Below are 12,978 nucleotides of genomic sequence, written 5' to 3'. Positions count from 1 at the left end.
CGCTCACGCGACGACGCTCTTCTCGGCTACCAGCAGTTCGGCAATGCCGTCGACATGGTCGTTGAGATAGAAATGCCCGCCCGCGAACAGGGTGACCCGAATTCCGCCGCGGCTGTGGCTTTCCCACGCGTACAGATCACGCGGCGCGACGAATTCGTCCTCGTCGCCACCCAGGACCAGAATCGGCGCGTCCACGGCAATATCCGGCGTACACGAATACGCGTCGAAGGCACGGTAGTCGGCCTTCATGACCGGCAGCGCCATGCGTAGCACCTCGCGACTGCCCAGCACCTCCGCACCGGTGCCGTTGAGCGCCGACATGTGGTCGAGCAGGGCCTCGTCCTCGGTGGGATGCCCCGGCAGCGCGGCGACCCGGGCTGGTGCGGCGGCCGATGAGGCGACCAGCAGTCGCACGCTCAGCCCCGCGGCCTCGGCCAGGCGGGCGAATTCGAACGCGATCACCGCGCCCATGCTGTGCCCGAAAATCGTGAGGGGAACACCGGTTTCATGCGCGGATTCCCGGAATTCGGCGAAGGCCCCGGCCGCGATATCGGGCAGTGTTTCCAGGGCCGCCTCGCGGGCCCGGTCCTGACGGCCCGGGTACTGGAACACCACGACATCGAATTCGGCGGCCAGCGTCTTGGCGAAAACCCGATAGGCGGAGGCGCCCGCACCGGCGTGCGGGAAGATCAGCAGTGGTGGCGCGGATTCCGCACTCGGGGCCTGAAATTGCCTGATCCAGCCGAGTTCCCGTGGCATTTCCCGCATCTCTCCTACGCAACTGCCCGACCGCATTCGGCGTCGGTTCCGCTTGTCCCCCTTGCAATGTCCGGGCAACCGTAACACCGCCTACTTAGTATAGGCTAGCCTTACCAAGCAGGGTGATCAAGCTAACCGACGAACGGAGCGCCACAGCGATGAACCGGACGACCTACGTCCTCGCGCGCGAACTCACGGACCTTCCCGACCACATCCGCCACGCGCCCGCCCCGGTGCTGCCCGAGTTCGCCGCACCGTTCACACTGCGGCCGGTGGAAGTCGACTCCCGCGATCCGGAGACCATCACCGAGTGGATGCACCGGCCGCACCTGCTCGAGACCTGGGAACAGGCCTGGGACGCCGATCGCCGCCGCGCCGACTGCGCGGCGCAACTGGCCGGAACCTTCTCCCGCCCGTGCATTCTCGAATACGACTTCGCCGCCCTGGACCGCCCCGACCTGGGCAACCGCGAGGTGGCCTATGTGGAGTTGTACCGCCCCGCCAAGGACGAGATCGCGCGGCTCTACGACGCCGACGCCCGCGACATGGGCTTCCACATCGCCACTGCGGACACAACCCTGCTGGGCCGCGGTGTCATGTCGGGCTGGATGCGCCTGCTGGGGCAGGCGATCCTGGCGGCCGAACCCGAATGCCGCCGGCTGCTGTGCGAACCCGATCATCGCAACACCCCCATGCGGAAGGCGTTGGAGAAGATCGGGTGGCAGCACCTGGGCGACTTCGACATCCGGCCGGATCGGCGCATCTCGCTCTACGCGCTACCGCGCAGTGCGACCGACCTGCCCGAGATCCGGTAGCGCGTCGCGGGATTCACCGACGGTTGCAGGATCCGGTCCGAAAGCTCGCCCAGGCAGCTGAGATTCGGGAAACCCGGACCCTGCGCCATGGCGGCCATGTTCGGCAGGTACAGCTTGGCATCCAGACCGGACACCGCCAGGTCGAAGCCGATGGCCGCCTCGATGCGCGCGGGCTCCAACGGGCCGCCCACCGCCAGTTCGAGCAGATCGGTTGCGGCCGAATCGAACAGATCCAGGAACCACAGCGGCTGACCACCGGTGGCGTCCACCACCAGATCGAAGGTGTGCACCTGATCGGCGCGCAGGTCGTTGCGCAGGGTGAGGGCGACCCGATCGTCCTGGTCGGCGAGCTTCACCACCCGGCCCTGCAGATGGTGAACCCGGTTGTCCCCCAGCAGGCTTTCCTGCACCCGCACCGAGAACACCCCACGATCGGTGCGCCGGATGGCATCGCGGCGCTCGGCCATGCCGAGGCCCGCCCACTTGGTCGGGTCGCTGTAGAGCGAGTTCTCGAAATAGCTTTCACCGCGCGTGTACAGCGTCGCCTTGGGCGAGATCACCGAGACAGTAAGCATCTCGTGGCGAACCAATTCGTCCAGCGCCGAACCCGCGGTCTCGCCGCCGCCGATCACGGCGACCCGCGAGGACGGGGGCAGTTCGCGGCGGCCCGCCAGCTCCCAGAACTCGGAGATGCTGAGCACCTTCGGGTGCTCGGCCAGGGCCCGGTCGCTGCGGCCGGGTCCGGTGATCATGACCGCGTCGCAATCGATCTCGTCCACGTGGCCGTCCGCGTCGGTGACCGACACCAGCCAGCCGTCGGCCGCGGCGGCGATGCCGGTCACCGTGCCCCGGACCAGATCCAGGTCGATGCACCGGGCCACCCACTGCAGGTATTTGGCCCACACGTGATGCTGCGGGCTGGGCCGGCCGCGGTCGATCCACTCGGCGTAGGTGCCGTGCTCGACCAGGAAGGCGGTCCAGCTGAAAGCCCGCATGGCCGTGTCGATCTCGCGGTTGTGGCCGCGCGCCCAGGTCGAGTGGTACGGGAAGCCGACGTCCTTCTCGGGGCTGGTGCCCAGGCGGTGCCGACCGTCGGTCCAGCCGCCGGTGGGTAGCCAGTTACCGCCGACTGTCTGCGCCTCGACCACGGTCACCCGCGGTGCGGGCAGGCCGAGTTTCCGCAGCACATGCGACTTGACCGCTACCGCCAGGGCTTTCGGCCCCGCACCGACCACCAGAAGTGTCTCCACCGGTTCTCCGTCCCAGTTGCTCACTGTTGCCTGCCTCGCACAACCCACCAATCGCTTTAGGTTTGCATAGCCTTACCTTATATTGCTGGGCAGCGCTTGCGAAGCGCTCGAGACGAAAAGATTGGACAGAACACAATGCCCCGTACTTCGCGCCTCCTCGGTGCCGCCCTCACCGCCGCCGCCCTGCTCGCCGGAACCGGCGTCAGCGCGGTGACCGCCACGGCCGCACCGGCTTTCGCCCCCGTGCGCACCGCCACCCCCGGCACCGGCGACCTGAAGGCCAAGCTGCAGACCGCTCTCAACACCGGCGCCCCGGCCGCCACCCGCGCCGCCGAGCTCGAGGCCGGCGAGGCCGGCCTGCCGCTGCTCGACCAGGTCGGCACCGCCATGAACGCCGCCCCGCCCAGCTTCCGCTGGACCATCCTGGGCCCGGTCACCGAGGACGGCGACACCCTCTCGGCCACCCTGCAGACCGCCGTGGACGGGTTCGACCCGTTCACCTTCCCGCTCACCTGGAAGCTCATCGACGGCAACTGGAAGTTGTCCCGCGACGCCGAGTGCACCGTCGCAAGCGTTGCCATGCTGCCCTGCAGCCTCTGATCCTTCGAGAGTGACTCGGGCACTTCGAGAGTGACCCACCCCGAACGGCCCCGGACTCGCGCGGAATCCGGGGCCGTCCGTCTAGGCGGGTACCGGCGCCAGACGCCAGCCGGAGGCACGGGTGCGCTCGGTCCAGAAGGCGGCATAGCGGCCGCCGAGCGCGAGCAGCTCGGCGTGCGTACCGCGTTCGACGATACGACCGGCGTCCATGAACAGGATCTGGTCGGCGTGCGCGATGGTCGCGAGACGATGCGCCACCACGAGAACGGTTCTGCCACGGGTGAGTTCGTGCACACCGCGCACCACCGCCGCCTCGTTGTGCGGGTCGAGGGCGCTCGTGGCCTCGTCCAGCAGCACGATCGGGGCATCCTTGACCAGGGCGCGGGCGATCGAAACACGCTGGCGCTCACCACCGGACAGCGCGGAACCGCCCTCGCCGACCGCGGTCTGCCAGCCGTCGGGCAGCCGGTCGGCGATCTCGTCCACCCGCGCGACCCGGGCGGCCGCGAGGACCTCGGCCTCGGTCGCGTCCGGACGGCCCGCCCGGATGTTCTCCAGCACAGAGCGATCGAAGAGGTAGACGTTCTGGAAGACCAGCGCCAGCCGGTTCAGCAGGGTCGCCGCCGGCTGCTCGCGGACATCGTGGCCGCCGACCACGACACGACCGGAATCGGTGTCGTGGAAGCGGGCGGCCAGGCGCAGCAGCGTGGATTTGCCCGCGCCGCTCGGGCCCACGATGGCGGTCGTGGTGCCGGGCGCCGCCGTGAACGAGATGTCCTGCAGCACCACCTTGTCCGGGCCGTAGCCGAAGCTGACCCGGTCGAACTCCACCTGCGGGGCGCCTGGCGGCACCGGTGAATCCGGCTGCGGCAGTGCCGGTTCGGCCAGCAGCGCACTCACCCGGTCGGCCGCCGCGGCGGCGGAGCGCAGGGCGCCACCCAGCTGCGCGGCCTGGGTCAGCGGCTCGATGAAACGGGAACTCACCGCGATCAGGGCGATCGCCGCGGCGGCGGAGAGCGCGCCGTCGGTGGCCCGGCCCACCACCAGGTAGACCAGCACCAGGAAGACGGCCTGCACCACCAGCGAGAACACGATCAGGCCGGGCACCGCGGCGATCAGCAGGCCATTGGCGGCCCGCCGCTGGCGGGCCAATGCCGCGTCCAACGCGCGATTGCCCGCGCCGACCGCGCCCAGCGAACGCAGCACCGGTTGCGCCTGCGCGAATTCCAGCACCCGGGCGTTCGCCTCGGCGGCGGCGTCGTGCATGCGCTCATCGGCGGCGACATAGGAGCGGTTGGCCCACAGATTCACCAGGTACAGCACCGGGGCCGTCACCAGCATGGCCAGCGAAATACGCCAGTCGACGACCAGCATGCCCACCGCCACACCGAGCGGAACCAGCACGCCGGTCAGCATTTTCGCCAGCAGATAGGCGATCAGGCCCTGCACCTCGCGGACGTTCTCGACCATCACCCGCGACAACTCTCCCGCGTGCCGGTCGTCGAACCAGCCCAGCGGCAGGGCATTCAGGTGATCACCGAGCCGGGTCTGCAAACCGTGCTGCATGCCCACGCCGACGCGCAGGCCCAGCACCGACTGCAGGTAACCGAACACCACGACCCCGGCCACGGCCAGCGCCAGCCAGAGCGTCCACCACCAGGCCCGGCCCAGATCCCGGTCGAACAGCGCCTGCAGGACCGGCACCAACAGCACATAGGCCGCAGCCTGCGACAACGCCTGGGCCACGATGGCCAGCAGCAATCGCGGTGTCAGTCGCGCGAACTCACCCGGCACCAAGCCGAGCACCTTGCGGATCATCGATTCGTCTCCTCAGCAGCGGCTGACGCGCCGGCCGTCGTCGCGGCCCGGTCGTCGCCGAGATCTCCAGCCACCGTCTCGATTCCGTCGGGCAGCGGGCCGGAACGCCGAGCGGCGGGCTCGGTACTGCCGACCGCCCGCAGCGCCGCCTCATTGATTTCCCAGAGCCGCTGATAGACGCCGCCCGCGGTGCTCAGAGTCGTATGGTCACTCTGTTCGACCAGGGTTCCGTTCTCCAACACCAGGATTCGGTCGACGCCGGTGATGGTGTGCAGCCGATGCGCGATGACCAGCACGGTGCGACCGGCCACCAGTTCGGCCAGCGCGTCCTGCACCGCCGCCTCGGATTCGGGGTCGGCGAAGGCGGTGGCCTCGTCCAGCACCAGGATCGGGGTGTCGGCCAGCAGGGTGCGGGCGATCGAAAGCCGTTGCGCCTCACCACCGGACAGCACCGCCTCCACCCCGATCTCGGAGTCGTAGCCGCGCGGCAGCGCCAGGATGCGGTCGTGAACGCGGGCCGCGCGGGCCGCGCGCTCCAGGGCTGCGGCATCGGCGTCGGGGCGGGCCAGGCGCAGATTGTCGGCGATGGTGCCGCGGATCAGGCGGACGTCCTGGAAGACGAATCCGACCGTGCGATAGAGCTCTTCGCTCGGCAAGTCGCGAATATCGCGGCCGCCGAGAGTGATCCGGCCCGCGTCCACGTCGTAGAAGCGCGGCAGCAGCTTGGCCAGCGTCGACTTGCCGGAACCGCTGGGGCCCACCAGGGCGGTCATGGTGCCGGGCACGAGCTCGAGGTCGAGGTCGCGCAGCACCTGATGGTCGGCGCGGTAGCCGAAACTCACGCCCTCGAAACGGATCAGCCCGGCGGGAGCCTGCTTCGATGCGGAATCGCCTGTGCCGGAGGCCAATTCGGCGGTCTGCATCAGATCGTGCAGCCGCAGCGCCGCGTCACCGGCCGTGCGCAGCGCCTGGGTGCCGTAGCCCAGACCCAGCAGCGAACTGCCCAGCCCGAGCCCGACCAGCAGGAACGGCAGCACATCCAGCGGCTCGATCCACTCGAGGCCCACGCCCGCGAGCCCGGCCACCACGACCAGCAGCATGACGAACACCGGCGAGACCACCGTGTCCGAGATCGACTGCACCGTCATCACCGGCAGTTTCAGCCGCCGCAGCCGCTCGGTCTGCTCCTCGACGGCGGCCCGGAACTCGCTGTGCGCCCTGCCCGCTCGCCCGAAGGCCCGCACCACCTGGATGCCATCCACGAATTCGACGGTCGCGGCGCGGGTGCGCTGCTCGGCGGCGTTGTAGGCCAGCAGGCGTTCGCGGCCGGGCTCGTCCAGCATCGCGCGCATGCACAGCGCGTAGACGACCAGCGGCAGCAGCAGGATCAGCGTCAGCCGCCAGTCCACGGTCGCCAGGTAGACCAGGGTGACCAGTGGGACGGTCACCGAACCGATGAAGTCCAGCCGTGCATGCGCCACCAGATAGTGCAGCGCCTCGACGTCGTCCTGGAGGTACTTCTTCACCTCGGTGGAGGTGCGGGCGCCGAACCAGCCCAGCGGCACCCGGGTCAGCTTGTCGGCCAGCAGCCGGCGCAGGGTCAGCTGGTAGCGGGCGTCCACGGCGTGCGACCAGGTCAGCGCGACCGCCTGCAGCACGGCCCGGGCCACCAGCACCAGCACCGCGATCAGCAGCAGCCGCCACACCCGGTCGGCGTCGGGCGCATCCCGCAGCAGCTCACGGCAGGCCGAGACGATCAGCAGGAACGGCAGCACCGAGCACACCGCGGCCACCGCCACGATCAGCCCGGCCACCGTGAGCGGCCCGCGCACCGGGGCGAGGATCTCCTTGCGCGCGGCGGCCTCCCGCCGTCGGCGCGCCTTCACCTCCGCTTTCGCGTCCGGCCCGCCCGTGTCGGCTGCCGCCGGGCCCGGACCGATGGCGTGTGCCTCGACCGCGGGCGGTGACTCGACCGTCATCAGTCCGCCTCCCACCTTCTCGTCCGGCGCTCCCACGAACACCGGCGAGAAGATAGGTTAGGCTAACTTTTGCTGAACGACCACACCGACGGTCAGCGCGGCACCTTCCCGGTCAGCTTCTTGCCGCTCGCGTCATGGACCATGCACGTCGCGCGGCCATTGAGCTTGTTCCACTGGGTCTCGTTCGCCGGGTAGAGAATGAAGGTCTCCAGCTGGTCGTACATCGAGCTCTTGCTCAGCTGCTTGTCGATCTCGTCCAGGCAGGCGTCATTGGCCTGCTGGAACGAGGCATCCAGCGAACCCGGCCAGGAACCCGTCAGATGCACCTGGGCGATCACCTCGGCATCGTGCGCGGAATCGCAGGGCAGCACGGTCACCTTGCGAATGTGGTTGTTCTCCTCGACGGTCTGCAGGCAGTCGCCGATCTTCACCTCGTCGACCGAGATGGAGGTGGGCGAATCCGGCAGGGCCGAGGTGCGGATCGGATTGTCCTGTGACGCCGAGGTATCCGAGTCGTTCACCACGCCCACGGCGACGAGGATGACGACGATCAGTGCCCACACCCCGGAGGCGACCAGGCCGCCGATGGCCAGCCCCCTACCGGTCTGATTGCGCTGCTTGATCTGGGTCAGCGCGATGATGCCGAACGGGACGGCGAGCAGACAGGCGCCGAGCAGACCGAGGATCAGGGTGGCGATGGCCAGGCCATTGGTGCCCTGCGGAGGCGGCGGAGCCATCGGATAGCCCGGCGGCATCGGCTGATAGCCGGGCTGACCACCTGGGCCGTAATCCCACTGACCCGGCTGACCGTAGGCGGGCTGGGCGTATCCCGGCTGCGGCTGGCCGTATTCCGGTTGCGGGGGTTGTGGAATCTGGCCGTAGTCCGGCTGACCAGGCTGACCCGGTAACCCTTGCGGCTGTTGGTCGTTCGGGTACACGAGACCCCCGATCACTCGTTCCGACCCGGACATTCCGGGCGTTGGCCAACCGTACCTCCTGGTCCGGACAAACTCGGGGACTAGGGTTTGGCGAGTGAGACGCAGGCAGCAACCACCGCTACCCAAGCGGCACGGGCTGGACCCGGCCCGGTTGCGGCTACCCGAGGACGGCGACTGGGCGACCATTCGCGACCATCTCGTGGAGCGATTGCCGCGGGTGCGCCCCGAACGCATCGACGAGCTGCTGTCCACCGGCGGCATCGTGGATCTGGACGGCCCGATCGCCCTCGACACGCCCTACGCCCCCGGCGGCGCGGTGTGGTTCCACCGCGATCTGCCGGACGAGACCGAGGTTCCGTTCCCGATCGGCATCGTCTACCGCGACGACGACATCCTCGTCGCGGACAAGCCGCACTTCCTCTCGACCATCCCGCGCGGGCAGCACATTCTGCAGACCGCCCTGGTGAAACTGCGCCGCGATCTGGACCTGCCCGATCTGGTGCCCGCGCACCGGCTCGACCGGGTCACCGCCGGGCTGGTGCTGTTCATCGTGAATCCGGCTGTGCGCGGGGCGTATCAGACCATGTTCCACAAGCGGCTGGTGCACAAGGAATACGAGGCCGTCGCACGCTTCGATCCGGAACTCGCGCTGCCGCGCACGATCATCAGCCGGATCGTCAAGGAGCGGCAGGTGCTGCGCGCCTATGAGACCGCGGGCGAACCGAATGCGGAGACCCTCGTCGAATTGGTCGAGCAGCGGGACGGATCGGGGCGCTACCGGCTCCGGCCGCGGACCGGGCGGACGCATCAGATCCGGCTGCACATGAACAGCCTCGGGGTCCCGATCCTCGGTGACGACTTCTATCCCGAACTCACCGACAAACCGGTCGACGACTACACCCGGCCATTGCAACTACTGGCCTCGGCACTGGAATTCATCGATCCGATCACCCGGGAGCCGCGTCGCTTCGACACCGCGCGCACGCTGCAGGCCTGGGACGATCCCGACGGCTGGGCGAGTGGACGAGTGCCGGCCTCGGGGTATTCCGCACAGCGGGATTAACCACAATCGAAGGCCGCTCCAAGAATCCGCTCGTAGACTGGCCAGGATGTCGCGAAACGATAACGGTGCGATCGCGGTGCTCCCTGATCCGCCCCCGCTGCCCGGCCACAAGCTGCACGCCTACGTGGATGTGGCTGTCGTCGTTGCCGTCCTGATCTGCACGAATCTCATCGCACACTTCACCAACCGGTGGGCGAGCATCTTCACGGTGCCGATTGCCGCACTGGTGCTGGTTGCCCTGGTGCGCCGCCGCGGCCTGGGCTGGGAGGACCTCGGCCTGTCACCGCGACAGTGGCGGCGCGGGTCGCTGTGGGCGCTGGCGGCGGTCGGCGTGGTGCTGGCGGCCGTCGTTATCGGCGCGGCGCTGCCGATCACCCGGCCCTTCTTCCTGAACGACCGCTACGCCGCGGTCTCGGGCGCGCTCATCGCGTCCATGATCGTGATCCCGCTGCAGACCGCGATCCCGGAGGAGCTCGCCTTCCGCGGCGTGCTGCACGGCACCCTGGACCGGGTGGCCGGGGCGCGCGGGGTGTTCGCGGCGGGATCAATGCTGTTCGGGCTCTGGCACATTGCCTCGTCGCTGGGATTGACCAGCGGGAACAAGGGACTGACCGGATTCCTCGGCGGCGGCCCGGCCGGACAGCTGCTCGGCATCGCGCTCGCGGTCCTCGCGACCGCCGGTGCGGGCGTGGTCTTCACCTGGCTGCGGCGACGCAGCGGCAGCCTGCTCGCGCCCATCGCACTGCACTGGGCGGTGAACGGCGCGGGCGCGCTGGCCGCGGCCGTGGTCTGGCACGTGACCGTGCACTGACCGCGGCCGGGCGCGCGAACGCAGAGGGGGCCGACTGACCTGGGAACAGAGGATTATGGTCAGTCGGCCCGGGAACGGTCCGGCGGGTCGAGCCCACACCGAACCGAGTCTTCTACGAGCCCGGGAAGCTCTGCTACGAACCGAGGAACCCGAGCGGGCCCGCGCCACAGGTGGCGCTGCCGGTCAGGGTGGGCTCGAGGACGTTCACCTTCAGCTCCCAGGCCGAACCCTGCAGGGTCGACAGGGTGTGGGTGCCCGCGCTGTGCGGGGTCCACTGAATGGTGGCCTGCCCGTTGCTCGGGGTGATCGGGCTGCCCGAGATGACCATGCCATTGTCGTAGAACCAGGCCTGGATCCAGCTGTCGTAGGTCGCGGTGATCTGGTACACGCAGCCCATGTAGATATTGCGGGCGTTCACCGACAGGCCCGTGGGTACGGCCGAGGCGGTGGAGGCGGTCAGGCCCACGGAACAGGCCATCGCGGCGACGGCGGTGAGGCCGACGCCGGCCCGCCGGGCGATGCGCTTGCTCAGGGACACTGTCATGTCTTCAACTCCTTGGTGCCAACCCGCTTCGATGCGGTCCGGCGAACTGTATCGGTTGTCCAGTTCATCGCGTGGCACTTTTGGGAAAATACTGAAACACGTTTCTGTCAGACGTGGTTCGATGCAGGTCAGCGGCAGGATCGCCACAACGAAATCGGCCCGCCTCCCCGGAGGAGAGGCGGGCCGACCCGTTCGGAGCAAACTCGGATCGTCAGCGGCGAGCGTCACTCACCACATCGGGCGGCGTCCATTCCGTATCCCACTGCGGCTGCTGCTGTTGCGCATCACCACCGTGGCCCGGCCACCAGGCGCGGCGGCCGATCAGCGCGGTCACCGCGGGGGTGAAGAACATGGCCATGACGAACGCGGCGATGGCGATGCCGACCGAGATGGCGAAGCCCATCTGCGACAGGGTGTCGTTGCCCGCCAGCATCATCGAGGCGAAGGTGCCCGCCAGGATGACACCGGCCGCCGCCACCGTCGGGCCGGTGTGGCGCAGCGCCAGAGCGGCCGCGCGGTGCGGGTCGTTGCCCTCCCGCGCCTCCTCCCGCAACCGGGCGACCATGAGGATGTTGTAGTCCGTCCCGAGGGCGACGACGAACAGGTACATGATCAGCGGCAGCGTGAAGATCAGACCCGAATCCCCCTGCAGATGCTGGAAGACCAGCACCGCCGAACCCAGCGTCGCGGCGAAGCCGAGGAACACCGAGGCCATCAGATACCAGGGCGCCACCACGCTGCGCAGCAGCAGGGCCAGCACGATCATGATCAGGATGGCCGCCACCGGGAACACCACCATGTAGTCCCGGTTCATGGCGTGCTGGAAGTCGACGAACACCGAGGTCATGCCGCCCACCACCGCCGAGGTGCCGACCGGCGCCGCCGCGTGCGCGGCATCCCGGAGCGGACCCTTCACGGTCTTCAGGGCCGCATCGGATTCCGGCTTGTCGGACAGCGTCACCTGGTATTCGGCGACCGTCTTGTCGGCCGACAGTGCTGGCTGCGGACCCACCTCGCCCACACCGTGGACGCCGCGCAGTGCCGCACCGAAGGCGTTCAGCTCGTCGGCGCTCAGCGCGCCGTGCTCGCTGCGCAGGTACACCTGCGAGGGCTGGGTGCTGCCCGCGGGCATGCCCTTGAGCAATTCCTTGCCGTAGACCACGGATTCGGAGCTGCCCGAGGTCGAACCCGAGCTCAGGTCGAAGGTCGGATTGAAGCCGAAGGCGAAGACGCCCAGGGCGATCAGGACACCGCCGGACGCCACGGCGAACAGGCCCGGCCGCTTGCCCAGCGCGCCACCCACGGCCGCGAACCGCGCACCCGTCGGCTCCACCTGCCAGGCCTTCGAGGGCCAGAAAACCTTGGTGCCCAACAGGGAAACGATCGCGGGGATGAGCGTGAGCCCGGCCAGCAGCGCCACCGCGACCGCGATGGCCAGGGCGATACCCATGGACCGGAACATGCCCAGGGTGGACAGCGTCAGCGCGCCGAAGGCGATGATCACCGCCGCGGCCGCCGAGGTGATGGCCTCACCGACCCGGGTGACCGCGCTGACCACGGCCGTCTTGGCGTCCTCACCGGCGCGCAGGCGCTCCCGGAAGCGGAACATCAGGAAGAGGATGTAGTCGGTGCCGACGCCGAAGAGCACCACGACCAGCAGTGACTGCACCGAGCTGTCGATCTTGAGGTCGAAGGTGTTGCTGGCGATCGCGATCAGACCGCTGGCCATCGGGGACACCGCGATGAAGATGACCAGGATGGGCAGCAGCGCGATGATCGGGCTGCGGAAGATGAGCAGCAGCAACAGCAGGATCAGCACCACGGTCGCCACACCGATGATGATCAGGCCCTTGGTGCTGGAATCCTGCTGATCCAGGGTCTGCGCGGCGGTGCCGGTGATGCCGGCCTTCAGGTCGGTGCCGTTCACCTGTTCCTTCAGCGCGTCCCGGAGGGACTTCACCGCGTCGGACTGGTGGGTGTCATTGGCGCCGGCGACCTTGGTCATCTGCACCGCGACCACCTCGATCGCCCGGTTCTCCGCCGGGGGCACCGCCTGGATTCCGGTGACATCCTTGATGTTCCGCTCCGACAGCTTGGCCGCGGCGGCGGCCACCGCGGTCGAGTCGGCATCGGTCATCGGGGCTCCGTCGGAGCGTTCGAAGACGATGAGCGCAGCGGGGGTATTGCTGTTGGGAAATGCCTGCTGCTGCAACTTCGCTGCCTGGATGGATTCGTAATGCGAAGGCAGGAAGTCGGATTGGTCGGTGGTGGCGGTGAGCTTCGGCGCGGTGGCGACGACCGCGACGATGGCGATCAGCCACGAGGCGATCACCAGCCACGGGAATCGGACGACGAAGCGCCCCAAGCGGGAGAACATGCGGGAGAAGTCCTTTCCGGGTTC

11 protein-coding genes are annotated in these 12,978 nt (G+C 68.8%); 4 read left to right on the top strand and 7 right to left on the bottom strand.

Translation table 11 applies throughout. The features are described 5' to 3' along the window. Positions 1 to 3: 3 nt before the first annotated feature. Positions 4 to 759: a thioesterase II family protein gene (locus ACQP1O_RS04030; protein ID WP_433564549.1), complete on the bottom strand. Its 756-nt coding sequence runs from the start codon at positions 757 to 759 to the stop codon at positions 4 to 6. A 158-nt stretch (positions 760 to 917) separates the two neighbouring features. Between ACQP1O_RS04030 and ACQP1O_RS04025 the strand changes: the two genes are divergently transcribed. Beyond that, positions 918 to 1,574 carry a GNAT family N-acetyltransferase gene (locus ACQP1O_RS04025; RefSeq protein WP_433564548.1) on the top strand — a complete coding sequence of 219 codons (657 nt, stop codon included), beginning with the start codon at positions 918 to 920 and terminating at the stop codon, positions 1,572 to 1,574. Here ACQP1O_RS04025 and ACQP1O_RS04020 read toward each other — a convergent pair. Next, a complete protein-coding gene (locus ACQP1O_RS04020; protein WP_433564547.1) occupies positions 1,529 to 2,824 on the bottom strand; it encodes a SidA/IucD/PvdA family monooxygenase in 1,296 nt (431 codons plus the stop codon). The genes ACQP1O_RS04025 and ACQP1O_RS04020 overlap by 46 nt on opposite strands. Before the next feature lie 135 nt (positions 2,825 to 2,959). Here ACQP1O_RS04020 and ACQP1O_RS04015 point away from each other — a divergent pair, with 135 nt between their 5' ends. Continuing rightward, complete coding sequence (locus ACQP1O_RS04015) at positions 2,960 to 3,424, top strand: hypothetical protein (RefSeq protein WP_433564546.1); 465 nt, start codon at positions 2,960 to 2,962, stop codon at positions 3,422 to 3,424. 81 nt (positions 3,425 to 3,505) lie between these two features. Here ACQP1O_RS04015 and ACQP1O_RS04010 read toward each other — a convergent pair whose 3' ends face one another. From ACQP1O_RS04010 to ACQP1O_RS04000, 3 genes are read right to left on the bottom strand one after another with little or no spacing between them, the layout of a single operon-like run. Beyond that, entirely contained in the window at positions 3,506 to 5,242 is a 1,737-nt protein-coding gene (locus ACQP1O_RS04010; RefSeq protein ID WP_433564545.1) for an ABC transporter ATP-binding protein, read from the bottom strand. Next, on the bottom strand, positions 5,239 to 7,263 hold the full coding sequence (locus ACQP1O_RS04005) for an ABC transporter ATP-binding protein (protein WP_433564544.1): 2,025 nt from the start codon (positions 7,261 to 7,263) through the stop codon (positions 5,239 to 5,241). The genes ACQP1O_RS04010 and ACQP1O_RS04005 overlap by 4 nt, the downstream gene beginning before the upstream one ends. A 50-nt stretch (positions 7,264 to 7,313) precedes the next feature. Then, positions 7,314 to 8,174, bottom strand: a complete 861-nt coding sequence (locus ACQP1O_RS04000; protein ID WP_433564543.1) for a DUF4190 domain-containing protein — start codon at positions 8,172 to 8,174, stop codon at positions 7,314 to 7,316. Between the two features lie 79 nt (positions 8,175 to 8,253). Between ACQP1O_RS04000 and ACQP1O_RS03995 the strand changes: the two genes are divergently transcribed. Together ACQP1O_RS03995 and ACQP1O_RS03990 are read left to right on the top strand one after the other, a co-directional pair. Continuing rightward, entirely contained in the window at positions 8,254 to 9,222 is a 969-nt protein-coding gene (locus ACQP1O_RS03995; protein WP_433564542.1) for an RluA family pseudouridine synthase, read from the top strand. A gap of 46 nt (positions 9,223 to 9,268) precedes the next feature. Continuing rightward, entirely contained in the window at positions 9,269 to 10,033 is a 765-nt protein-coding gene (locus tag ACQP1O_RS03990; protein ID WP_433564541.1) for a CPBP family intramembrane glutamic endopeptidase, read from the top strand. A 133-nt stretch (positions 10,034 to 10,166) separates the two neighbouring features. Here the strand turns inward: ACQP1O_RS03990 and ACQP1O_RS03985 are convergent, their stop codons facing one another. Both ACQP1O_RS03985 and ACQP1O_RS03980 read right to left on the bottom strand, forming a co-directional pair. Then, positions 10,167 to 10,577 (bottom strand): hypothetical protein, encoded by a 411-nt coding sequence (locus ACQP1O_RS03985; protein WP_433564540.1) that lies wholly within the window; start codon positions 10,575 to 10,577, stop codon positions 10,167 to 10,169. 211 nt (positions 10,578 to 10,788) lie between these two features. After that, the gene (locus ACQP1O_RS03980) at positions 10,789 to 12,954 is read right to left on the bottom strand and encodes an MMPL family transporter (protein WP_433564539.1); all 2,166 of its coding nucleotides are present in this window, start codon (positions 12,952 to 12,954) and stop codon (positions 10,789 to 10,791) included. Positions 12,955 to 12,978 lie beyond the last annotated feature (24 nt).

Source organism: Nocardia sp. CA-151230 (assembly GCF_050942175.1).
Lineage (GTDB): Bacteria > Actinomycetota > Actinomycetes > Mycobacteriales > Mycobacteriaceae > Nocardia.
Note: the sequence above shows the minus strand (reverse complement) of the source record. Positions and strands in the feature narration are given on the sequence as shown.